This window comes from Actinomadura sp. (assembly GCF_044508335.1).
In the GTDB taxonomy this organism is placed as follows: domain Bacteria; phylum Actinomycetota; class Actinomycetes; order Streptosporangiales; family Streptosporangiaceae; genus Spirillospora.
Genome location: NZ_JBIQHY010000123.1, coordinates 1 through 20,263 on the forward strand (window position 1 = coordinate 1; position 20,263 = coordinate 20,263).

Annotated in this window: 23 protein-coding genes and 1 riboswitch; of the genes, 12 read left to right on the plus strand and 11 right to left on the minus strand. The window is 73.0% G+C overall.

Annotated features, from left to right (window positions below; genetic code table 11):
* Positions 1 to 41: 41 nt before the first annotated feature.
* Genes ACIWVC_RS29000 through ACIWVC_RS29010 form a run of 3 tightly spaced genes read right to left on the minus strand, consistent with a single transcriptional unit; the run spans position 42 to position 2,520 of the window.
* Positions 42 to 557, minus strand: a complete 516-nt coding sequence (locus tag ACIWVC_RS29000; protein ID WP_396447448.1) for a GNAT family N-acetyltransferase — start codon at positions 555 to 557, stop codon at positions 42 to 44.
* A gap of 25 nt (positions 558 to 582) precedes the next feature.
* Positions 583 to 1,074, minus strand: a complete 492-nt coding sequence (locus ACIWVC_RS29005) for a GNAT family N-acetyltransferase (RefSeq protein WP_396447447.1) — start codon at positions 1,072 to 1,074, stop codon at positions 583 to 585.
* A gap of 54 nt (positions 1,075 to 1,128) precedes the next feature.
* Positions 1,129 to 2,520: an MFS transporter gene (locus ACIWVC_RS29010; protein ID WP_396447446.1), complete on the minus strand. Its 1,392-nt coding sequence runs from the start codon at positions 2,518 to 2,520 to the stop codon at positions 1,129 to 1,131.
* 81 nt (positions 2,521 to 2,601) lie between these two features.
* Here ACIWVC_RS29010 and ACIWVC_RS29015 point away from each other — a divergent pair, with 81 nt between their 5' ends.
* Positions 2,602 to 3,180 carry a TetR/AcrR family transcriptional regulator gene (locus ACIWVC_RS29015; RefSeq protein ID WP_396447445.1) on the plus strand — a complete coding sequence of 193 codons (579 nt, stop codon included), beginning with the start codon at positions 2,602 to 2,604 and terminating at the stop codon, positions 3,178 to 3,180.
* 23 nt (positions 3,181 to 3,203) lie between these two features.
* Here the strand turns inward: ACIWVC_RS29015 and ACIWVC_RS29020 are convergent, their stop codons facing one another.
* The gene (locus ACIWVC_RS29020) at positions 3,204 to 3,632 is read right to left on the minus strand and encodes a hypothetical protein (protein ID WP_396447444.1); all 429 of its coding nucleotides are present in this window, start codon (positions 3,630 to 3,632) and stop codon (positions 3,204 to 3,206) included.
* A gap of 86 nt (positions 3,633 to 3,718) precedes the next feature.
* On the opposite strand from ACIWVC_RS29020, the gene ACIWVC_RS29025 reads away from it, so the two are divergent.
* Both ACIWVC_RS29025 and ACIWVC_RS29030 read left to right on the plus strand, forming a co-directional pair.
* Positions 3,719 to 4,519 carry a helix-turn-helix domain-containing protein gene (locus ACIWVC_RS29025; RefSeq protein ID WP_396447443.1) on the plus strand — a complete coding sequence of 267 codons (801 nt, stop codon included), beginning with the start codon at positions 3,719 to 3,721 and terminating at the stop codon, positions 4,517 to 4,519.
* 67 nt (positions 4,520 to 4,586) lie between these two features.
* Positions 4,587 to 4,997 (plus strand): phosphoribosyl-AMP cyclohydrolase, encoded by a 411-nt coding sequence (locus ACIWVC_RS29030; RefSeq protein ID WP_396447442.1) that lies wholly within the window; start codon positions 4,587 to 4,589, stop codon positions 4,995 to 4,997.
* Between the two features lie 126 nt (positions 4,998 to 5,123).
* Here ACIWVC_RS29030 and ACIWVC_RS29035 read toward each other — a convergent pair whose 3' ends face one another.
* Both ACIWVC_RS29035 and ACIWVC_RS29040 read right to left on the minus strand, forming a co-directional pair.
* Entirely contained in the window at positions 5,124 to 5,798 is a 675-nt protein-coding gene (locus ACIWVC_RS29035) for a hypothetical protein (RefSeq protein WP_396447441.1), read from the minus strand.
* Positions 5,795 to 6,400: an RNA polymerase sigma factor gene (locus tag ACIWVC_RS29040; RefSeq protein WP_396447440.1), complete on the minus strand. Its 606-nt coding sequence runs from the start codon at positions 6,398 to 6,400 to the stop codon at positions 5,795 to 5,797. The genes ACIWVC_RS29035 and ACIWVC_RS29040 overlap by 4 nt, the downstream gene beginning before the upstream one ends.
* 116 nt (positions 6,401 to 6,516) lie before the next feature.
* On the opposite strand from ACIWVC_RS29040, the gene ACIWVC_RS29045 reads away from it, so the two are divergent.
* The 3 genes from ACIWVC_RS29045 to ACIWVC_RS29055 all read left to right on the plus strand — a co-directional run bounded on the left by ACIWVC_RS29045 (position 6,517) and on the right by ACIWVC_RS29055 (position 10,007).
* A complete protein-coding gene (locus tag ACIWVC_RS29045; RefSeq protein ID WP_396447439.1) occupies positions 6,517 to 7,047 on the plus strand; it encodes a hypothetical protein in 531 nt (176 codons plus the stop codon).
* Positions 7,048 to 7,049: 2 nt separating this feature from the next.
* Positions 7,050 to 9,212, plus strand: coding sequence for a bifunctional polysaccharide deacetylase/glycosyltransferase family 2 protein (locus tag ACIWVC_RS29050; RefSeq protein ID WP_396447438.1), 2,163 nt, complete (start codon positions 7,050 to 7,052; stop codon positions 9,210 to 9,212).
* Between the two features lie 186 nt (positions 9,213 to 9,398).
* Positions 9,399 to 10,007, plus strand: coding sequence for a TenA family protein (locus ACIWVC_RS29055; protein ID WP_396447437.1), 609 nt, complete (start codon positions 9,399 to 9,401; stop codon positions 10,005 to 10,007).
* A gap of 29 nt (positions 10,008 to 10,036) precedes the next feature.
* On the opposite strand, the gene ACIWVC_RS29060 is transcribed toward ACIWVC_RS29055, so the two are convergent.
* Positions 10,037 to 11,125, minus strand: coding sequence for an alkene reductase (locus ACIWVC_RS29060; RefSeq protein WP_396447436.1), 1,089 nt, complete (start codon positions 11,123 to 11,125; stop codon positions 10,037 to 10,039).
* The gene (locus ACIWVC_RS29065; protein ID WP_396447435.1) at positions 11,122 to 11,514 is read right to left on the minus strand and encodes a RidA family protein; all 393 of its coding nucleotides are present in this window, start codon (positions 11,512 to 11,514) and stop codon (positions 11,122 to 11,124) included. Before ACIWVC_RS29065 ends, ACIWVC_RS29060 begins: the two co-directional genes overlap by 4 nt.
* A 96-nt stretch (positions 11,515 to 11,610) precedes the next feature.
* Here ACIWVC_RS29065 and ACIWVC_RS29070 point away from each other — a divergent pair, with 96 nt between their 5' ends.
* Positions 11,611 to 12,048 carry a MarR family winged helix-turn-helix transcriptional regulator gene (locus ACIWVC_RS29070; RefSeq protein ID WP_396447434.1) on the plus strand — a complete coding sequence of 146 codons (438 nt, stop codon included), beginning with the start codon at positions 11,611 to 11,613 and terminating at the stop codon, positions 12,046 to 12,048.
* Between the two features lie 61 nt (positions 12,049 to 12,109).
* Here ACIWVC_RS29070 and ACIWVC_RS29075 read toward each other — a convergent pair whose 3' ends face one another.
* On the minus strand, positions 12,110 to 12,973 hold the full coding sequence (locus ACIWVC_RS29075) for a hypothetical protein (protein ID WP_396454821.1): 864 nt from the start codon (positions 12,971 to 12,973) through the stop codon (positions 12,110 to 12,112).
* Between the two features lie 99 nt (positions 12,974 to 13,072).
* Positions 13,073 to 13,936 (minus strand): Fpg/Nei family DNA glycosylase, encoded by an 864-nt coding sequence (locus ACIWVC_RS29080; RefSeq protein ID WP_396447432.1) that lies wholly within the window; start codon positions 13,934 to 13,936, stop codon positions 13,073 to 13,075.
* A 191-nt stretch (positions 13,937 to 14,127) separates the two neighbouring features.
* On the opposite strand from ACIWVC_RS29080, the gene ACIWVC_RS29085 reads away from it, so the two are divergent.
* The 3 genes from ACIWVC_RS29085 to ACIWVC_RS29095 are packed head-to-tail and all read left to right on the plus strand — an operon-like array spanning position 14,128 to position 17,704.
* Positions 14,128 to 14,334, plus strand: a complete 207-nt coding sequence (locus ACIWVC_RS29085; RefSeq protein ID WP_396447431.1) for a heavy-metal-associated domain-containing protein — start codon at positions 14,128 to 14,130, stop codon at positions 14,332 to 14,334.
* A 59-nt stretch (positions 14,335 to 14,393) separates the two neighbouring features.
* A complete protein-coding gene (locus ACIWVC_RS29090; protein WP_396447430.1) occupies positions 14,394 to 15,359 on the plus strand; it encodes a hypothetical protein in 966 nt (321 codons plus the stop codon).
* Positions 15,360 to 15,391: 32 nt separating this feature from the next.
* Positions 15,392 to 17,704, plus strand: coding sequence for a heavy metal translocating P-type ATPase (locus tag ACIWVC_RS29095; RefSeq protein WP_396447429.1), 2,313 nt, complete (start codon positions 15,392 to 15,394; stop codon positions 17,702 to 17,704).
* 184 nt (positions 17,705 to 17,888) lie between these two features.
* Here ACIWVC_RS29095 and ACIWVC_RS29100 read toward each other — a convergent pair whose 3' ends face one another.
* Positions 17,889 to 18,350 carry an SSI family serine proteinase inhibitor gene (locus ACIWVC_RS29100; RefSeq protein ID WP_396447428.1) on the minus strand — a complete coding sequence of 154 codons (462 nt, stop codon included), beginning with the start codon at positions 18,348 to 18,350 and terminating at the stop codon, positions 17,889 to 17,891.
* A 62-nt stretch (positions 18,351 to 18,412) separates the two neighbouring features.
* Here ACIWVC_RS29100 and ACIWVC_RS29105 point away from each other — a divergent pair, with 62 nt between their 5' ends.
* Entirely contained in the window at positions 18,413 to 18,748 is a 336-nt protein-coding gene (locus ACIWVC_RS29105) for a rhodanese-like domain-containing protein (RefSeq protein ID WP_396447427.1), read from the plus strand.
* Positions 18,749 to 18,792: 44 nt separating this feature from the next.
* A riboswitch (TPP riboswitch) is annotated at positions 18,793 to 18,910 on the plus strand.
* Positions 18,905 to 20,263 (plus strand): purine-cytosine permease family protein (locus tag ACIWVC_RS29110; RefSeq protein WP_396454822.1); only part of this gene is annotated, 1,359 nt, incomplete at its 3' end. (Overlaps the previous riboswitch by 6 nt.)

Consider the following 20,263-nt stretch of genomic DNA (forward strand, 5'->3'; position numbering starts at 1 on the left):
CGAGCCGCCACCGACACCCACTGACCAGCCCACCGCCCGGCTCACCGAGCAGCGGCCGGCCGTTGCTGGGCGTAGATGAGGGCCGGGGCGTTCTTGCAGTCGGTTTCGCGTAGGAAGCGGTGGCCTATCCGTCGCGCCACTGCGATGGAGCACGTGTTCCCCGGGCGGATGACTGAGATGACCTCGTCGGCGCCCAAGGTGGTGAAGCAGTAGGCGACGGCGGCGCGGGCGGCTTCGGTGGCGTAGCCCTTGCCCCGGTGCTCGCGGGCCAGGCACCAGCCGACGCCGAGGCCCGGGAAGTCGTGCGGTTTCCAGGGGCCCGCGCGTCCGACGAAACGGCCCGTCGCCCGCTCGACCACCGCCCAGTGGGAGTAGCCGCGGATTTCGCGGTGCCCGATGAAAAGGGCCAGGCTGCGCCAGGCGTCGGCCGGGGAAGAGCCGACCGGGTCGGCCAGGCCCTCCGCCACCTGGGGGTCGGCCATCATCGCGGCGTAGTCGTCGAAATCGTCGCCGGTGAGGGGGCGGAGGGTCAGGCGTTCCGTTTCCAGGACGGTCATGATCACAGTGTCCGATCGCGGCGTCTCAGTCCGGCTTGGCCTCCAGATCTTTGACGTAGCGGTGGACGGGGACGTCCACCGTGCCGGTCGCGGTCGGGGCCTGGTAGGTCATGAGGCCCGTGTCGCGCCAGCCGTGGAATTCGTAGAAGCGGCGGGCGCGCGTGTTCCCGGGGACCACCGCCAGCCACGTCTGGGCGTGCCGGCCCCGGAACCGGTCTTCGGCCGCTTGCAGGAGAGCGCCGCCCGCGCCTTGGCCTCGGGCCGCCCTGTCTACGGCGAGCTGGATCACCTCGCCGTCGTCGTCACCGAGGATGATCAGGCCGAGGATCCGGCCGCCGGCGTCCGCGGCGACGAGGGTGGAGCCGGCGTACCTCTCGATGTGGGCGGCGAAGTGGTCGGGGCCGCGCGCGTCCATCAGCGCGGCGGGGACGTGGCCGGTGTGCCCGTCGAGCCACGCCGCCCGCCACAGCGGCGCGAGCGTCGGCAGGTCGGCGGGCTCGGCCGGTCTGACGATCATCGGGGCACCTTCCTCGGACGGCGTGACTCGGACGATATCGGCGTGCGACATGGGTCAGGTGCCGGGACTTGCGGCGCGTGCCGGGCGGTCGCGCGGCGGGGTGAGGGCGGCGGCCGCGAGGGCGCCGACGGCGGCGGCGACCGCGGCCAGCACGAAACCGTCGGTGAACCCGTCGAAGGTGTCGCCCGTCAGGCTCGCCGCGGCGACGCTGGAGATCACCGCGGCGCCGAGGGACGCGCCGAACTCGTGGAACGTGCTGACGATCCCGGACGCGATGCCGGATTCGTGCGGCGCCACCTGCCCGAGCGCCGTGGCGGAGGCGACGACGAACATCGCGCCGGTCCCGGCGCCCGCGACCGCCGTGCCGATCACGACGTTCAGCGGGTGCAGCGAGAGCGCGGGCAGGGCCATGCCGGCGGCGGCCGCCAGGAGGCCCGCCACGGCCGGGGGGCGCGGGCCCGACCTGGCGATCATCCGGCCGGTGAGGTTCGCGCCGAACATCGTCGCGACCGCGACGGGCAGGAACAGCAGGCCGGTGCGCAGGGCGCCGTAGTCCTTCCCGTGCTGGAAGTAGAACGTGCCCAGGAAGAACACCGCGATCATCAGGGCGGTCGCCATCAGGATCAGGAAGGTGCCAGTCGCCACCGGGCGCCGCACCAGCAGCGAGACGTCCATCATGGGGGACACGGCGGTCTTCTGCCTGACCGTGAACGCCAGGTAGCCGGTCGCGGCGAGCAGGACCAGCCAGCCGGTCGCGGCAGTCAGCCAGCCGTCGTCGCCGGCGCGGATCAGCGCGTAGATCAGGGCGCCGGACGAGGCGGTGACCAGGAGCGCCCCGAGGACGTCCAGCCGCGGCCGGGGCTTGGCCGCCTGCTGGCGCGGCAGCATCCGGGCGAGCGCCAAGATGATCACGAGCCCGATGGGGACGTTGACGTAGAACACCCAGGGCCAGCCGGGGCCCGCGGTCAGCGCGCCGCCGAGCAGGACGCCGAGGGCGGCGCCGCCGCCGCCGAGCGCCGACCACACGCCGAGCGCCCTGTTCCGCTCGTCGCCGTCGAACAGGCTCACGACCAGGGACAGCGCAGCGGGTGACAGCATCGCCGCGCCCACTCCCTGGGCGACGCGGCCGCCCAGCAGCATGCCGGCCGATCCGGCCAGCCCGGTGACCAGGGACGCCGCCGTGAAGATCAGCAGGCCGGCGAGGACGACGCGTTTGGCTCCGATCAGGTCGGCGGTGCGCCCGCCCAGCAGCATGAGGCCGCCGAACGCCAGGGTGTAGGCGCTGACGGTCCAGGTCACCGCCTGGCGGCTCAGGCCCAGATCGGTCTCGATGTGCGGCAGCGCGATGGCGACCACGGTGACGTCGAGGATCAGCATGAGCTGGGCCACCCCGAGGAGGCCCAGGATGCGCCAGCGCAGCGGGTGCGCGGGTGCCGGTGATGTCATTGCACTCTCCTTAACTCGTACAGGTGCATACGACTTATTGGAGAGTAACACGTATGAGGGTGTACGAGTTAGGATGCCTGCATGACGACCGCCTCAACCGGCCGGCGCCGGCGCGCGGACGCGGAGCGCAGCATCGCCCGCATCGTGTCCGCGGCCCGCGAATGCCTCAGCCGCGATCCGAACGCGAGCATCGACGACATCGCCAAGGCGGCCGGCGTCGGGCGCATGACCCTCTACGGCCACTTCCGCAACCGGAAGGAGCTGATCGAGGCGGCCATGGCCGACGCGCTCCGCGCCGGCGAGGAGGTGCTGTCGGAGGTCGACCTCACCGGGCCCGCGCAGGAGGTGCTGACCCGGTTGCTCGAATCGAGCTGGTCGCTGGTGGCGGAGTCGACCGCGCTCCTGGCGGCGGCCCAGGGCGTCCTTCCCGCCGGACGCATCCGGGAGATGCACGCCGGGCCGGCGCAGCGCGTCGAGGACCTCGTCCGGCGGGGCCAGGAAGAGGGCGCCTTCCGCACCGACATGCCGATCGCGTGGCTGGTCAGCGTCGTGCAGTACGTCCTGCACGGCGCCGCGGAGGAGACCCGCGCCGGCCGCCTCAAGCCCGAGGAGACCGGCCGGGTCGTGATCGCCACCGTCCAGTCCATCCTGGCCGCGTAGCCGCGCCCCACGGCCCCCGCGGATCAGCCGACGAACTGGTGGTCTGTCCGGATGCGGCCCTCGGCGTCCAGGTAGAGGACGTCGACACCGCCCCCGACGGGCTCGCGTGCGCCGGCCGTCACCATCGACCAGGGGACGGCGACCACGTTCGCCGCCAGGACGGCCGGGTCGGCGGCGGCCGTGAAGACGTGCTCGCCCGGCGCGACGAACATCTCGTAGGCCCTGGTGATCCGCGCCTCAAGGGCGTCGTACCCGCGGACCTCCAGCGGCGGCGCCGGGACGGCGAGCGCCGCGGCGGCGTCCCGGATCGCCTCCGGCGGGTTGACGAGCACGTGCAGCGCGCCGGGTGCCCACAGCTCCCGGATCAGCGCGCTCCGCGCCGCCGGGTCGGGCTCGTTCCACTGGGCGACGTATCGGTCGGTCAGTCGTTTCGCATCGGATTCGTGGCTCATGCCGGGCAGTGTGCGCGCCCGGTGCGCGGCTCCGCGATTCCCCGCAGGGAATCGCGGCGCGGTGCGCGACCCGTTTGAATGGCGGTATGACGGTGCAGGCGGAGCCCGGACAGTTCGCCCGCGAGCTGCGACGCTGGCGGACGCGGCGGCGCGTCAGCCAGCTCGATCTCGCCATCAGGGCGGACACGACCCAGCGGCACCTGAGCTTCCTCGAACGGGGGCGGTCGCGGCCGGGGCGCGCCATGGTCGTGCGGCTCGCGGAATCGCTCGGCCTTTCGCTGCGGGAGCGGAACGAGCTGCTGCTCTCCGCCGGGTACGCGCCCGTCTATGCCGAGTCGAGGTTGGACGGCCCCGAACTCGGCCCGGTGCGCGAAGCGCTGGAGCGCATCCTCGACGGGCATCTGCCGTACCCGGCCGTCATCGTCCGGCCCTACGGGGAACTGGTCGCCGCCAACCCGGCTTTCGACGTCATCGCCGAAGGGGCCGCACCCGAACTGCTGAAGCCGCCGGTCAACGTGCTGCGCCTCGCGCTGCACCCCGATGGAATGGGGCGCCGGATCGGCAATCTTGCTGAGTGGGGACGCCACGTCACCGGCAGCCTGCGCGACCGGCTTGCCCGGAGCCCCGATCCGCGGCTGGAGGAGTTCATCGCCGAACTGGACGGCTATCTGCCCGATGTGGGCTCACCGGACGGCCATCTCGGTTTCTCCGTGCCTCTGCGCCTGCGCGTGAAGGAAGGTGAGCTGCGCCTCATCAGCATGCTCACATCCTTCGCGACCGCCGTCGATGTCACGCTCGCCGAATTGCGCCTCGAAGCCTTCCTCCCCGCAGATGAGGCCACGGGCGCGATCCTCCGGGAGCGGGACGAGCGGCGGGGGGCCGGGTAGTGGCCCGGCCCGCGTCGTCCGGGTGTCACGTGGTCGAGCCGCCTGCCCGACCGGGCAGGATGGCGGGGTGAACGAACTCGAAGAAGGCACCCGGCTCACTCTGGACTTCGACAAGCTCGCCGGCGTCGCGGCGACCGGCGCGCGGGTCGTCCCCGTCGTCCTGCAGGACGCGGCCAGCGGCGACGTCCTGTTCATCGGCTACGCGAACGACCAGGCACTCAAGGCCACGCTGGACGAGCGGATCGCCGTGCTGTGGTCGACGTCCCGCAACGAGCTGTGGCGCAAGGGCGCGACCTCCGGGGACGTCCTCGAACTGGTCGACGTCCGCGTCAACTGCGAGCAGAACTCCCTCCTCTACCTGGTCAACCGCACCACCGGCGGCGCCTGCCACACCGAACTCCCGTCCGGTGAGGCCCGCCCGACCTGCTACTACCGCTCGCTGACCGACACCGAGGCCCTCCGCCACATCACCCCGTAGCGGCCTTGCCAGCCCGCCGGGAACTCCTGCGGGAGCCAGGCCGCGAGTTCTGCGCGGGCGGCGGTCAGCTGGGCCGCGGTGGGCGGGGCGCCGGTCGCGGTGTGCGGCGAGCCCGGCCGCGACCTGCTATCCGGGCTTGACGTTTCCGTTTCCGGCGCCTCGGCCCGAGTTCTGGCCGGGCGGTGAGCCGTTGTCGATGCCGCTGCCGGTCCCCTGGCCGCTACCGCCGCCGATGCCGTTGTTGCCGGCCCGGCCGCCGCCGTTGTTGTTACCGGGGCCCCGGGGCGGCGCGCTGGTGCTGTGCGGGTTCGGGCTCTTCGCCTTCTGCTGGCCCGGCGCGCTCGACTTGCCATGCTGGTTCTTCTCCGCCGACGCGGACGAGGAGGGCGACGGCGCGGAGGGCAGCGGCGACGGCGTGTACTGCGTCGCCGGCGCGCTGTCGCGGCCGTCTCCGCCGTGCTCGGAATGCGACGGGGACGGCGCGGGCGCCGGGCTCTGGCCGGGGAAGTGCCCGGTCGCGTAGGCGACGCCGCCGCTCAGCAGCAGGATCGAGCCGCCGATCACCGCGATGGCCTTGGCGGTCAGGAACCGGCGCACGACGGCCGGCCGGGACGTGCGGGCCGCGGCGGGGGCGGCGCGGAACGCGGCCGCGGCGGCGTCCTCGCCCGCGAGTTCCGCCGGGCGGCCGGGCGCTGCGGCGGCGCCGAGCAGTGCGTGCAGGTCGTCGTGCCCGCCCGCACCGGCGAGCAGCCGCTCGGCGGTGCGCCGGTCGAGCCCTCCGGCCTCGGTGTTGTCGCTCATGACACCCCCTCAGCGCCGCTACCGCCGCTTTTGTCACCCTGGACGAGCGGCCGGGCGGCCCCGGCGTCCGACAGCCGGTCGGCGAGGCGGCGCAGGCCGCGGTAGGCGGCGGTGCGGACGGCGCCCGAGCGCTTGCCGAGGACCCGGCCCGCCGACTTGGCGTCCAGCCCGACGACGACGCGCAGCAGCACCGCCTCGGCCTGGTCGCGGGGAAGTTCGGAGATCAGCCGCAGGGCCTTCTCGGTGGCGATGCCGTCGAGGGCGTCCAGCTCGGTGTCGCCGTCGGCGGCCATCGTCACCAGTTCCTCGGCGGGCAGGTCGGCGCCGGGGCGGCGGGACTTGCGGCGCAGGTGGTCCAGGGCGCGGTGCCGGGTGATCGTCGCGGTCCAGCCGCGGAACCCGTCGAGGTCGCCGCGGAACGAGCGCAGGTCGCGGGCGATCTGCAGCCACGCCTCCGAGGTGACGTCCTCGGCGTCCGCGCCGACGAGCGCGCCCGCGAACCTGATCAGCCGGGGCTGGACGTCGCGGTACAGCATGCGGAAGGACTCCTCGTCGCCGTCCTGCGCCGCACGCAGCGCACGATCGAGTTCGCCCTCGTCCACCGCGCCATTGTGCAGAACTTCTCCCCCCGGTGTGACATGTACCGGCGGGTTCGCGCTGAACGATTGACACCCGCGTCGCCGGGACGTCCACTCCCCGCCTCGAATACTGGACGATCATGATCGGCAATTCCCCGCACGACCGGGACGAACTCCTCGTCACCGGCATTCAGCCGGTCGCGGAGCCGCTGATGGATCCGCTGCCGGACACCTCGACGGAGCCGGCCCCCGACACGAGCCCGACGAAAGCGGCGGCGCCCGTGTTCGTCGACGCGTCCGGCTGGCGGGCGCGGCTCGGGCGCCGCCTGGGCCTGCTCGCCGGCTCGCTCCTCCTCGTGTTCCTCGCCGCGCTCGGCCTCGGCATGACGACGGGCACCGATGTTCCGCTGACCCCGTGGAGCGAACCGTCCGCCCATCCGCGCGTGAAAGTGAGCCACCCCCAGGTCAAGCCGACGAAGGCGACCGAGCCGCCCGCCGCCGGGCCGCGGCCCACCGAGGGGGCCGGGAACCCGGCCCCGTCCAGAGCGCCCGTGACGGCCTCCTCCGCGCCGCATCCCGCGCCGACGGCCGTCGCCACCCCGAGCCATCCGGGCAAGTCCCAGGCGAGCCCGCCCGCCTGGGGGCGCAACAACAACAAGAAGAACCACTGACCGTGCGGCGGAGTGAGCCGCGGGGCCACTGGGTTCTGCTCATGCTCGGCGGGCTGGCGCTGACCGTCCTCCTGCTGCTGGACGGCTTCGCGCACGGCGCCGTCGGCGAGGCCCGCAGGGACGTGCCGGAGCGTCCCGTGCCGGCTCCGGCGCAGGTCCTCTCCGGCGGGCCCGTGCTCAACCTCGCGGGCGGCACGCCGCGCAGCCGCCGCATGCCGCCCAAGACGATCGCGCTCACGTTCGACGACGGACCCGACCCCGAATGGACGCCGCGGATCCTGGACGTCCTGCGCCGCCACAACGCCCATGCCACGTTCTTCGCCGTCGGCGCGCACGTGGCGCAGAACCCGGCGCTGACCCGGCGCATCCTCCGCGAGGGCCACGAGATCGGCTCGCACACCTACACGCACGTCGACCTCGCCGCCGCGCCCGCGTGGCGGGGACGGCTGGAGACGGACCTCACGCAGCGGGCGCTCGCCGGCGCGGCCGGCGTCCACACCCGGCTGATGCGGATGCCGTACTCGTCCCGCCCCGACGGCCTGACCGCGCCGGAGTGGCGGGCGGCCGAGCGGGTCGGCCGGGACGGGTACCTGATCGTCCTCACCGACCGGGACACCGAGGACTGGGCGCGGCCCGGCACCGCGAAGATCGTCCGGACGGCGCTGGCCGCGGAGCGGCGCGGCGAGGGCGCGGTCGTGATGCTGCACGACTCGGGCGGCGACCGGGCGCAGACCGTCGCCGCCGTCGAGCAGATCATCGACCGGCTCCAGCCGCGCGGGTACCGGTTCACCACGCTGACGCGGGCGCTCGGCCTGCCGCCGGCCGAGGTGCCGGTGCCCCTGCACGAGAAGGCCGTCGGCTGGACGCTGGTCGCCGCGCAGCGCGCCGCGTCCGCGCTCACCGGGACGATGGGCGCCGCGTTCGCGGTCGCCGGGATCCTGTACGTGCTCCGGCTGATGCTGCTGCTGGTGTTCGCGCACGTGCACATGCGCCGGGTCCGCCGCCCGGGTCCGCCGGTGATGCCGGAGATGACGCGGTTCGGGGAGCTGCCGCCCGACCCGTTCCCGCCCGTGTCGGTGATCGTCCCCGCGTACAACGAGGAGGCGGGCATCGCCGCGACGATCGCGTCGCTGCTCGACACCGACTACCCGGGCGCCGTCGAGGTGATCGTGGTGGACGACGGCTCCACCGACAGCACCGCCGCGATCGTCGAGACCATCGGCCTGCCGGGCGTCCACCTGATCCGCAAGGCGAACGGCGGCAAGCCGAGCGCGCTCAACGCCGGCCTGTTCGTGGCCAGGTCCGAGATCGTCGTGCTGGTGGACGGCGACACCGTCTTCCAGCGCGACACCATCCGGCACCTCGTCGCGCCGTTCATGGACCCGTCGGTCGGTGCGGTCAGCGGCAACACCAAGGTCGCGAACCGGGGCGGCATCCTCGGGCGCTGGCAGCACATCGAGTACGTCATCGGGTTCAACCTCGACCGGCGGATGTTCGACATCCTGCAGTGCATGCCGACCGTGCCCGGCGCGATCGGTGCGTTCCGGAAGTCCGTCCTGGCCGAGGTGGGGTTCGTGCCAGGCGACACCCTGGCCGAGGACACCGACCTCACCATGGCCATCTGCCGCACCGGCGCGCGGGTGGTCTACGAGGAGAAGGCCATCGCCTGGACGGAGACGCCGTCGTCCCTGCGCCAGCTCTGGAGGCAGCGGTACCGCTGGTGCTACGGGACGATGCAGGCGATGTGGAAGCACCGCCGTTCCGTCATCGAGACCGGCGGCTCGGGCCGCTTCGGGCGCCGCTGCCTGCCCTACCTGGCGGTCTTCCAGGTGCTCCTTCCCCTGTTCGCCCCCGCGGTCGACCTGTTCGCCCTCTTCGGGCTGGTCTTCCTGGACCCCGCCGTGCCCGTCCTCACCTGGACGGCGTTCGTCGCCGCGCAGGCCGCCGCCGGCGCCTACGCCCTGTGGCTGGACGGCGAGCGCCTCCGCCCCCTGTGGGTGCTGCCGCTCCAGCAGTTCGTCTACCGGCAGCTCATGTACCTGGTGGTCGTCCAGTCGGTGGTCACGGCGCTGCTGGGGTCGCGCCTGGGATGGCACACGATCCGGCGCACCGGAACCTTCGCGGAGCCGCGGGAACAATACCGGGGACCCGTCGGTTACACGTGACGGCCGGTGTGCCTGGTGTCCCCGGGCCTCACCTTTTGCCTTCACGGAATACCGTCCGGCTGGAGCCGTGTTGTGCCTTTCGCCGAGAGGCGACCCGCACATCGGCCGCAAGACTCGACCCCGCCGGGCGACCGGCGGGGTCTGGTCGTTTCTGGGGCGGACGGGCTCTGCGGCACACTGGCGGGCATGAGCCTTGCCGCGCACCTGGAAGACCTCGGCCGACCGCTGATCGACGAGCAGCTCGCCCACCCCACGGTGGCGGGCATCGCCCAAGGAACCCTCGACGAGGCCGTGTTCCGCTCCTGGCTCGAACAGGACTACCTCTACCTGCACGACTACGTGCGCGTGTTCTCCCGCCTCGCCTGGCAGGCCCCCGACGCCCACCTGGGCGACCTCGTCGACCTCGCCCACTCGACCTTCCACGACGAGATGGAGCTGCACCGCTCCCTGTCCGCCGAGTTCGACGCCGACCTGGAGGGCGCCAAGAAGGGCCCCGCCTGCGTCGCCTACACGTCCTTCCTCCTGGACGCCGCCGCCGTCTACTCCGAGGGGCTCGCCGCCCTCTACCCCTGCATGTGGGGCTACTCCACGCTCGGGCAGCGCCTCGCCGAGAACCCGCCGTCCGACCCGCGCTACCGCCGCTGGGTCGACACCTACGCCGACCCGGCCTTCGCCGCGCTGACCCGCCGCATCGCGCAGATGATCGACGAGTGCGGCGCCGACGAGAAGACCGCCGAACGCCTCTTCCTGGAAGGCATGCGCCACGAACTGGCCTTCTGGGACGTCCCCCTGTAGCAGGGCGCCCTGTAGCAGGGTGCCGGGGGCTACGCCGTGGGGACGGGAGCCGCCGGGTAGTCGGTGTAGCCTTCGGCGCCGCCGCCGTAGATGAGGCTCTCGATCGGCCTGGCCAGGGGCGCGCCGGTGGCGAAGCGGTGCGGCAGGTCGGGGTTGGCGATGAAGTAGCGGCCGAACGAGAAGGCGTCGGCCAGGCCGGCGGCGACCACCACCTCGCCGGACTTCTGAGTCGTGGGGTCGGGGCCGTTGAAGTTGCCGATCAGGGTGCCCGACCAGCGCGGGCGCAGGTCGGCCAGCGCCCCGTAGGCGCCCCGCTCGATGACGTGGAGGTAGGCGAGGCCGAGCGGATCCAGGGTGTCGACGAGCGTCCGGTAGGTGCCCTGCGGGTCCTCTTCGGCGATCTCGTTCTCCGGGTTGTGCGGGGAGATGCGCAGCCCGACGCGTCCGGCGCCCACCTCGGCCGCCACGGCCTCCACCGCGTCCAGCGCGAACCGCAGCCGCCCGTTGCGGGAGCCGCCGTACCGGTCGGTGCGCCGGTTGGTGTTCTCCGCGAGGAACTGCTGGATGAGGTAGCCGTTCGCGCCGTGCACCTCCACGCCGTCGAACCCGGCGCGGATCGCGTTGCGGGCCGCGGCGGCGAAGTCGGCGACGGCCGCCTCCGCCTCGGCGGTCGTCATGGCGCGCGGCGTGACATGCTCGACGTCGCCCCGGCTCGTGTAGATCGGCTCGCCCTCGATGCGGACGGCGGACGGCGCGAGGGGCGTCGCCCGGCCCGGCAGGTTGAGCGGGTGCGTCATCCGTCCCACGTGCCAGAGCTGCGCGAAGATCCGCCCGCCGGCCGCGTGCACGGCCTCGGTGACCTCGCGCCACCCGGCGACCTGCGCGTCGCTGACCAGGCCGGGGATGCCCGGGCCGCCCTTGCCGAGGACGTGCGGCCACAGCCCCTCGGTGACGATCAGCCCGGCCGCCGCGCGCTGCGCGTAGTAGACGGCGGTCAGCGGGTGCGGGACGCCGGTCGCGTCGTCGGCGCGCCCGCGGGTCATCGGCGCCATCACGACCCGGTTGGGCAGCGCGAGGTGCGGGCCCTCATAGGGCGTCAGCAGCGTCGGGCGGGTCATCGCGCACCCCTGTCGATCGCGACGGCCTCGACCTCGATCCGCCAGTCGGGCCGGGCCAGGGAGCTCACTTCGAGCAGCGTGTCGGCGGGGTAGGGCTCGCTGAGGAACTCCTCGCGGAGCCGGATGACGTCGTCGAGGTCGGCGGCCATGTCCCGGACGAAGATGCCGATCTTCACGATGTCGGACAGGCCGGCGCCCGCCGCGGCCAGCACCCGCTCGACGTTCTGGAACGCCCGGCGCCCCTGGTCGAGGAAGCCGCCGGGCACCGTCCGCCCGTGCTCGTCGATGCCGGCCTGGCCGGACACGTGGATGAACCCGCCGGCCCGGATCGCCTGCGAGATCCGGTACGGCTCGTACCAGTCGGGGGCGGTGGCGATGCGTTCGATCATGGCGACTCCGTTTGCATGTACATGCATGAATTGTATGTGCATGCAGATATTGGCACTGCATGTAAGCTGGTGTCAACCAGGAAGGCGGGGTGCGGGATGAGCGTGGACGAAACGGCCCCGGTCACGGCGGACGGCCGGCTCTGGGACGGCGTCGTGACCCTGCACGCGCGCGTCGAGCACCGGCTCGCCAAGGCGCTGCAGAGCCGGCACGGCATCGGCCTCTCGGAGTTCCGCGCGCTGTGCCGCCTGTCCCGCGCCGCCGACGGCGAGCTGCGCATGCAGGAACTCGCCGACCTCATCGGCCTGAACCAGAGCTCCGTCAGCCGCCTCGTCGCCCGGCTGGAAGCCGCCGGCCTCACCCGCCGCGACATGTGCCCCAAGGACCGCCGCGGCGTCTACACCGTCATCACCGATGAGGGCCGCGCCGTCCAGCGGAAGGCCGCCCCGACCTACGCCGACACGCTCACTGAGGCCCTCGACGACGCCGCGAAGGACCCGTCCCTCGCCCCGCTCCTCGCCGCCCTCCGCCCCTGACCCGGGGTGCCGCCGGCCTCCCGGCAGCGCGGTCTGCCGCGGCGCCGCAGGGCGGCGTGCCTCAGATCCAGCCGCCGATGCTGCGGTTCTGGGAGACGGCGGTGTCGAAGGCCAGCGGGCACGCCAGGATCAGGGTGCGCATCGGCTCCGGCGGCTGGACGCGCATCTGCAGGACGTAGCGGTCGGCGCCGGTGAACATCTGCGCCAGGAACTCGCCGTAGCCGTCGAAGCCGCGCTGGATGCGGGCGAGCTCCTGCTGCTGCCAGTCGGTGATGCGGCCGCTCAGCAGCTCGTAGTAGCCGATCTGCTGCTCCTGCGCGGTGAGGATCTCCCAGCCGCGCAGCGCCCGCTTGCGCAGGTGCCCGATGAGCCCTCCCTGCGGGGTGAGCACCTGCATCTGCGGCGTGCCCATGAAGCCGTACGGCTTGTAGAAGAGGAAGTACGGCATCCCGTCGGGGCGGTAGATCGTCAGCTTGCGCTCGGCCTTGGTCTGGCTGGCCTGGTTGAGCACCCGGAACGCCTTCTTCGCGCCGCTCACGCCCTCTTCCCGGACGTAGGCGGCGGGCTGCCCCTGCGGGCTCCAGATCGTGTAGTTGGCCTCGGTCGAGAAGAACTGCGCCGGCTGGTCGTAGACGAGGAGCGGCGCGCCGTACAGGTCGGGGAACCCCTGCTGCTGGGGGGCCTGCGGCTGCTGCGGCAGGTATCCGCCCGGCTGGGGCGGCGCGTAACCGGGCTGCTGGGGCGGGTAGCCGGGCTGCTGCGCGGGGTAGCCGCCCTGCTGAGGTTGCGGCGGGTACCCGTAGCCCGGCTGGGGCGCGTAGGGCGACGCGGGCGGAGCGGGCGCGTGGCCCGGCCGGGGAGCGCCGTAGCCCGGGTGCGGCGGACCGTATCCGGGTCCGGCGGGTGGGGGCGGGGGGTATCCCATGGCGGCTCCTGAGCGCGGCGATCACCGGGGTTGCTCGCGACACGATACGCCGCCCGCGCGCCGCGTCCCGGCGGAGCGGCCGGATTCAGCCGGGCCCGTTCACTTCAGCAGCCGGGACATGCGGCGGTCCGCGAGAGGCTTGCCCCCGGTCTGGCAGGTGGCGCAGTACTGGAGCGCCGAGTCGGCGAAGGAGACCTCGCGGATCGTGTCGCCGCAGACCGGGCATTTCTGGCCGGTCTTGCCGTGCACGCGGAGCCCGGTCTTCTTCTCGCCCTTGAGGTCCTGGGCTTCGAGGCCGCGCGAGCGCTCCACGGCGTCCCGGAGCGTGGTGACGATCGCCTCGTGCAGGACGGCGACGTCCTCCCCGGTCAGCGTCGCCGCAATCTTGAACGGGGACATCTTCGCCGCGTGCAGGACCTCGTCGGAGTAGGCGTTCCCGATGCCGGCGATGACCTTCTGGTCGCGCAGCAGCCCCTTGATCCGGGTGCGCTTGCCGTTCAGGATCGCGCCCAGCGCGTCGGCCGTGAAGGCGTCGTCCAGCGGGTCGGGGCCGAGGGACGCGACGCCGGGCACGTCCGCCGGGTCGCGGACGACGTACACCGCGAGGCCCTTCTTCGTGCCGGCCTCGGTGAGGTCGAAGCCGGAGCCGTCGTCCAGGTGGACGCGCACCGCGAGCGGGTTCTTGCCCCCGGGCCGGACGGGCTTGGCCGGGATCTCGTCCCGCCAGCGCAGCCAGCCCGCGCGGGCGAGGTGGATCACGAGGTGCAGCCCGTCGACGTCCAGGTCGAGGAACTTGCCGTGCCGGGACGCGCCGGTGACGGTGAGCCCGCCGAGCGCGGTCACCGGCGGGTCGTACGTCTTCAGCGCGGAGATGGCGAGAACATCGACGCGGGCGACGGCATGGCCGACCGCGCGCTCGCGCAGGAACCCCGCCAGCGCCTCCACCTCAGGTAGCTCAGGCATGCCACCCAGTATCGGCGAACCGGGCGGGGGTTCGTCCACAGGGCTGTGGACGCCTGTGGAAAACCCTGGGGAGGGCATGTGACCGGAATCTCGAAATAACCCGTAGGGGGTACCGGTTGCCAGGAGCGTTCGGTTATGACAGCATGAGGGATGTCAGATACCCCCCAGGGGTAATAGCGAAGGAGACGCCGATGAGCACCGCCACCTACACCGTCACCGGGATGACCTGCGGCCACTGCGTGAGCTCGGTCACCGAGGAGGTCGAGCAGATCCCCGGCGTGACCGCCGTGGACGTCGACCTGGAGACCGGCAGGGTCACCGTCACCAGCGACACGCCCGTCGACGACGCCAAGGTCAAGGACGCCGTCGAAGAGGCCGGATACCAGCTGCAGTCATGACCGGTGCGCGCCCCCGGGCCGGGGGCGCGCCCGGACGCACCCGAGTGGAGTGAATCGGCATGAACAGCGCGACCAAGGTCGGCGCGTACGCCCTGGGCCTGGCGGTCGTCTTCGGCGGCGCCGCCGGGATCGGCAAGGCGGCCGGCCCCGTCGGCGGCACGGCGGAGATGGCGTCCCATGAGGGCGGCACCGGCGGCGGGCACGGCGGCGACGAAGGCGGGCACGGCGGCGGGCACGGCGGAGGCGCCGCGTCGCACGCCCCCGGCGGCCTCCAGGTGTCGGAGGACGGCTACACGCTGACCCCGCGCACGGCGACCGTGACCCCCGGCAAGAAGACCGACTTCCGCTTCACCATCGACGGCCCGGACGGCAAGCCCGTCACCGGCTTCAAGCCCCTGCACGGCAAGCGGCTGCACCTGATCGTCGCGCAGCGCGACCTATCCGGCTTCCAGCACCTGCACCCGACCGAGATCGGGGGAGGCGTCTGGACCGTCCCGATCGAGCTGCCCGAGCCCGGCGTGTACCGGTTCTTCACCGACATCCAGCCGGACGGCGCGGCGCGCCAGCTCACGCTCGGCACCGACGTCTTCGCCCCGGGCACCATGCGGCGCACCCCGCTGCCGAAGCCCGCGCAGGTCGCGAAGGTGGACGGGTACGAGGTGAAGCTCACCGGCGGCCTCCGTCCCGGCAAGTCCACCGAGCTCACCCTCACGGTCAGCAAGGGCGGCGAGCCGGTCACCGACCTGCAGCCGTATCTTGAGGCGTACGGGCACCTGGTCGCGCTGCGGCAGGGCGACCTCGCCTACCTCCACGTCCACCCGGACGGCAAGCCCGGCGACGGCGTGACCAAGCCCGGTCCCGGCATCACGTTCTCCGCCGAGGCTCCGAGTGCCGGCGCATACCGCCTGTACCTGGACTTCAAGCACGGCGGCAAGGTCCGCACCGCCGAGTTCACCGTGCACGCGGGCGATGCCGGGGTACCGGCGGAGGAGCCCGCGCACGACGACCGGCCGCACACCCACTGAGTTCCGCACGATCGAGGCAGAGGAGGAGAGCGATGAGCACGGACACCGAGTCCGGGCGTGTCGAGCTGGCGATCGGCGGGATGACGTGCGCGTCGTGCGCCAACCGCATCGAGCGGAAGCTCAACAAGATGGACGGCGTGACCGCGACCGTCAACTACGCCACCGAGAAGGCCAGCGTCGAGTTCGCCCCCGGCGTCGCCCCGGAGGACCTGGTCGCCACCGTCGAGCAGGCCGGCTACACCGCCGCGCTCCCGGCCGCCCCCGCGGCCGGCGGCGGCCCGGCGCAGGAGCCCGAGCCGGACGACGGCCTGCGCCCGCTGCGCCAGCGGCTGATCACGTCGGTCGTCCTGTCGGTCCCGGTCATCGCGATGGCGATGATCCCGGCGATCCAGTTCGAGGGCTGGCAGTGGCTGTCGCTGACGCTCGCCGCACCGGTCGTCGTGTACGCGGGCTGGCCGTTCCACCGGGCCGCGGCGATCAACCTGCGGCACGGCGCCGCGACGATGGACACGCTGATCTCGCTCGGCACGCTCGCCGCGTTCGGCTGGTCGCTGTGGGCGCTGTTCTTCGGCACCGCGGGCGAGCTGGGCGTCAAGCACGGCTTCGAGTTCTCCATGACCCGCTCGGACGGGTCGATGAACATCTACCTCGAGGCCGCGGCCGGCGTGACCATGTTCATCCTGGCCGGACGCTACTTCGAGACGCGGTCCAAGCGCCGCGCCGGCGCCGCGCTGCGCGCCCTGCTGGAGCTGGGCGCCAAGGAGGTCTCGGTCGTCCGCAACGGGCGCGAGGAGCGCATCCCGGTCGACCGCCTGGCGGTCGGGGACGTGTTCGTCGTCCGCCCCGGCGAGAAGATCGCCACGGACGGGACGGTCGAGGAGGGCTCGTCCGCCGTGGACGCGTCCATGCTGACCGGCGAGTCCGTCCCGGTCGAGGTCGGGCCGGGCGACGCCGTCGTCGGCGCGACCGTGAACGCGGGCGGCCGCCTCCTGGTGCGCGCGACCCGCGTCGGCGCCGACACCCAGCTCGCCCAGATGGCGCGGCTGGTGGAGGAGGCGCAGACCGGCAAGGCGCAGGTGCAGCGGCTCGCCGACCGCATCTCCGGGATCTTCGTCCCGATCGTGATCGCGCTGGCGGTCGGCACGCTCGGCTTCTGGATCGGCACCGGCGAGCCCCTCGCCGGCGCGTTCACCGCCGCCGTCGCCGTGCTGATCATCGCCTGCCCGTGCGCGCTCGGCCTCGCCACCCCGACCGCTCTCATGGTCGGGACCGGGCGCGGCGCGCAGCTCGGCATCCTGATCAAGGGCCCCGAGGTCCTGGAGTCGACCCGCGCGATCGACACCGTCGTCCTGGACAAGACCGGCACCGTCACCACCGGGAAGATGGCGCTGGTGGACGTCGTCACGGCCGACGGCGTCTCCGAGGCCGACGTGCTGCGGCTGGCGGGGGCGCTGGAGAACGCGTCCGAGCACCCGATCGCGCAGGCGATCGCCAAGGGCGCCGTGGACCGGGTCGGCGAGCTCGGCGCGGTCGAGGACTTCGCGAACGTCGAGGGCCTCGGCGTCCAGGGGATCGTGGACGGGCACGGCGTCCTCGCGGGGCGTCCGCAGCTCCTGGCCGAGTGGTCGCAGCACCTCACGCCCGGCCTGGAGCGCGCGATGGAGGAGGCGCAGGCGCTCGGCCGCACGGCCGTCGCGGTCGGCTGGGACGGCGCCGCCCGCGCGGTGATCACCGTCGCGGACCAGGTCAAGCCGACCTCCGCCGAGGCGATCGCGCAGCTGAAGGCCCTCGGCCTGCGCCCGGTCCTGCTGACCGGCGACAACGAGACCGTCGCCCGCACGGTCGCGGAGGCGGTCGGGATCGGCGAGGTCATCGCCGAGGTCCTGCCCCAGGACAAGGTGGACGTCGTCAAGCGCCTCCAGTCCGAGGGGCGGACCGTGGCGATGGTGGGCGACGGGGTCAACGACGCCGCGGCGCTCGCCCAGGCCGACCTGGGCCTCGCGATGGGCACCGGGACGGACGTGGCGATCGAGGCGTCCGACCTGACGCTGGTCCGCGGCGACCTGCGGGCCGCGGCCGACGCGATCCGGCTGTCGCGCCGCACGCTCGGCACGATCAAGGGCAACCTGTTCTGGGCGTTCGCCTACAACGTGGCGGCCCTGCCGCTCGCGGCGTCCGGCCTGCTCACCCCGATGATCGCCGGCGGTGCCATGGCGTTCTCCTCGGTCTTCGTGGTCAGCAACAGCCTCCGGCTGCGCCGCTTCAAGCCCCTGGCGGCCGCCCCGGCCGCCGCCGTCCCGGCGACCGCCGAGACCGGCCGGCAAAAGGCCCCGACCCTGAGCTGACCCGCTTCCGGCGAGCGCGCGGCCCCACCCGGGACCGCGCGCTCGCTCATGTCGACCCCGCGGCCCATGACGACTGACTCGTCCGGGCGAGTCCCCGCGGACAGGACAGGCCCCGGCGAGGGCCGGGGCCTGTGGTGGTGAACCGAGCCGGAACGGGGAAGGCTCGTTCGTCAGCGGACCTTCGTCAGCGGACCTTCGGGACGTTGCCGAAGAGGGGGGCGACCTTGGTCCAGCGGTGGAGCTGGCAGCCGTCCCCGCGGGTGAACTTGGCGTCGATCTTTTCGCCCCGCCAGGTGCCCCGCACCGTGGCGATCTCGGGACCGCCGTAGATGTCGGTGCACATCTGGTCCTTCGGGACGGGCTTGAAGGGTTCCTTGGCCTTGGTCAGGGCCGCGCATGCGTCGGCGGCCTTCGGATGGGTACCGCCAGGGGGATCGCAGGTCAGCGTCCAGGTCTTGGCGGGGGCCTCCGCGGAGGCCTTGACCTTGATGGTGAGGGAGTCTCCCGGGGTGCCGGAGGGCTGTACGGACGTCGTGCCGGACGGCGCTTCGGCGGGGTCTCCGTTGGCTTGTTCGTCGCCGCAGGCGGCCAAGGTCAGGAGCATGGCCAGCCCGGGCGCTGCGAAGAGGAGCGTCCGATACCGCATGCGTGATTCGACGCAGGGCGGGTTCGCGCGGTTCCATGGGGGTGTGATGAATTGGGGGTGTGATGAATTTCGGGGAAGACGTGCCGGCGGTGGGCGCGGCCGACGTCCCGCAGGACGGCTACCTGCTGGACGTCCGCGAACAGGACGAGTGGGACGCGGGCCATGCGCCCGAGGCGGTCCACATCCCCATGCGGCAGCTGAGCGACCGCGCCGGCGAGATCCCGCGCGACCGGGAGGTGTACGTGATCTGCCGGTCCGGCGTGCGGTCGGCGCAGGTCACGGTGGCGCTCAACCAGGCGGGCTGGCTGGCGCGGAACGTCGACGGCGGGATGAAGGGCTGGGTCGAGGCCGGGCGCCCCATGGAGGGCGCGGGCGGCGGCCCGCCGTATGTGGCGTGATCACCCCTTTTGGTAGTTGACGGGCGGTTGTACGATCGGCTCCGACCGATAACCGCGGGAGCTCGGGCCGAGAGCCGGGCTGAGAGGGCGGCCTGCAAGGCGTCGCCGACCGCATGAACCTGTCCGGGTAATGCCGGCGTAGGGAGCGTGTGTCCCGTGACGTCCGACGTCGAAAAGCGCCCTGAGGCCAACGAGGCCCCCTTCACCCTCGACGAACCCGCCCCCAAGGTCCTCGGGTTCTGGGACCAGAGCGCGTTCTGGGCCAACCTGGGCGTCAGCCTCCTCGCCTTCTCCGGCGCCTACACCGTCCTCGCGCCGGACGACGACGGCGCGCCGACCATCTCCATCATGGCGGGCATCGTCGCGATGGCCGTCGGGACGGTCATCGGCGGGCTCATGCTCGGCCTCGCCGCGGTCCCGGGCGCCCGCACCGGCCAGCCCGCGATGGTGCTGCTGCGCGGCCTGTTCGGCGCGCGGCTGTCGTACGCGCCGACGGTCCTGAACATCGCGCAGCTCATCGGCTGGGGGACGTTCGAACTGATCGTCATCGCGGACGCGGCCCGCGAGCTGTGGGACGGCGTGCCGCGCTGGGGCTACGTGGTCGCCGCCGGGGCGATCACCACCGTGCTGACGGTGTGGCCGCTCGGCTCGGTGCGGCTGCTGCGCCGCTACGTGACGGTCGCGGTGGCGATCGCGCTCGTCTACTTCTACGTGGAGCTCGTCCGGCAGCCGCTGCCCGACCTGACGGAGGGCTCGTGGGGCGGCTTCTGGATCGGCGCCGACGCGGCGCTCGCCGTGTCGATCTCGTGGGTCCCGGTCGCCGCCGACTACACCCGGCACTCCCGGACGGAACGGGCGGCGTTCGGCGCGGCGTCCGTCGGCTACTCCGCCACGCAGATCATCGCCTACGTCCTCGGCCTGCTGGCGCTCGCGCTGGTCGCGGGCGACAGCGGCAGGGTGTTCGACCCCTTCCTCGGCCCGACGCTCGGCGTGGTGTTCTTCGCGGTCTTCGTGCTGCGGGAGGCGGATCAGTCGTTCGCCGACACCTACTCCACCGCCGTCTCGATCCAGAACCTGTTCCCGCGCGCCGACCGCCGGGTGCTGAGCGTCGCGCTCGGGACCGGCATCACCGTCCTCGCGCTGGTCCTGGACATCGGCGACTACGCGGGCTTCCTGACCCTGATCGGCTCGGTCTTCGTCCCGATGCTGGGCGTCCTCGCCGCCGACTTCTTCCTGGGCCGGCGCCACCGCTCGTCCGCCGAGCCCGGCGAGGGCGGCGGTGCGCCGTCCGAGGCGGAGGCCGCGGCGCGGCTGGACGGGTGGGACGTGTCGCGGCGGGCGCCGTCGCGGTGGGGGATGATCGCGGCGTGGGCGGCGGGGTTCGTCGTCTACCAGCTGATCAACCCGGGCACGGTGCGGCACTGGGCGGGGTTCTGGCGGGACGTCCGGGACGCGCTGCACTTCGTCCCGCAGACCTGGATGAGCGCCTCGCTGCTGTCGTTCCTGGTGGCCGGG

Coding starts and splice junctions, on each gene's coding strand:
- ACIWVC_RS29000 (WP_396447448.1), bottom strand. CDS start 557: ATGACCGTCCTGGAAACGGAACGCCTGACCCTCCGCCCCCTCACCGGC.
- ACIWVC_RS29005 (WP_396447447.1), bottom strand. CDS start 1,074: ATGATCGTCAGACCGGCCGAGCCCGCCGACCTGCCGACGCTCGCGCCG.
- ACIWVC_RS29010 (WP_396447446.1), bottom strand. CDS start 2,520: ATGACATCACCGGCACCCGCGCACCCGCTGCGCTGGCGCATCCTGGGC.
- ACIWVC_RS29015 (WP_396447445.1), top strand. CDS start 2,602: ATGACGACCGCCTCAACCGGCCGGCGCCGGCGCGCGGACGCGGAGCGC.
- ACIWVC_RS29020 (WP_396447444.1), bottom strand. CDS start 3,632: ATGAGCCACGAATCCGATGCGAAACGACTGACCGACCGATACGTCGCC.
- ACIWVC_RS29025 (WP_396447443.1), top strand. CDS start 3,719: ATGACGGTGCAGGCGGAGCCCGGACAGTTCGCCCGCGAGCTGCGACGC.
- ACIWVC_RS29035 (WP_396447441.1), bottom strand. CDS start 5,798: ATGAGCGACAACACCGAGGCCGGAGGGCTCGACCGGCGCACCGCCGAG.
- ACIWVC_RS29045 (WP_396447439.1), top strand. CDS start 6,517: ATGATCGGCAATTCCCCGCACGACCGGGACGAACTCCTCGTCACCGGC.
- ACIWVC_RS29055 (WP_396447437.1), top strand. CDS start 9,399: ATGAGCCTTGCCGCGCACCTGGAAGACCTCGGCCGACCGCTGATCGAC.
- ACIWVC_RS29060 (WP_396447436.1), bottom strand. CDS start 11,125: ATGACCCGCCCGACGCTGCTGACGCCCTATGAGGGCCCGCACCTCGCG.
- ACIWVC_RS29065 (WP_396447435.1), bottom strand. CDS start 11,514: ATGATCGAACGCATCGCCACCGCCCCCGACTGGTACGAGCCGTACCGG.
- ACIWVC_RS29070 (WP_396447434.1), top strand. CDS start 11,611: ATGAGCGTGGACGAAACGGCCCCGGTCACGGCGGACGGCCGGCTCTGG.
- ACIWVC_RS29075 (WP_396454821.1), bottom strand. CDS start 12,973: ATGGGATACCCCCCGCCCCCACCCGCCGGACCCGGATACGGTCCGCCG.
- ACIWVC_RS29080 (WP_396447432.1), bottom strand. CDS start 13,936: ATGCCTGAGCTACCTGAGGTGGAGGCGCTGGCGGGGTTCCTGCGCGAG.
- ACIWVC_RS29085 (WP_396447431.1), top strand. CDS start 14,128: ATGAGCACCGCCACCTACACCGTCACCGGGATGACCTGCGGCCACTGC.
- ACIWVC_RS29090 (WP_396447430.1), top strand. CDS start 14,394: ATGAACAGCGCGACCAAGGTCGGCGCGTACGCCCTGGGCCTGGCGGTC.
- ACIWVC_RS29095 (WP_396447429.1), top strand. CDS start 15,392: ATGAGCACGGACACCGAGTCCGGGCGTGTCGAGCTGGCGATCGGCGGG.
- ACIWVC_RS29100 (WP_396447428.1), bottom strand. CDS start 18,350: ATGCGGTATCGGACGCTCCTCTTCGCAGCGCCCGGGCTGGCCATGCTC.
- ACIWVC_RS29105 (WP_396447427.1), top strand. CDS start 18,413: ATGAATTTCGGGGAAGACGTGCCGGCGGTGGGCGCGGCCGACGTCCCG.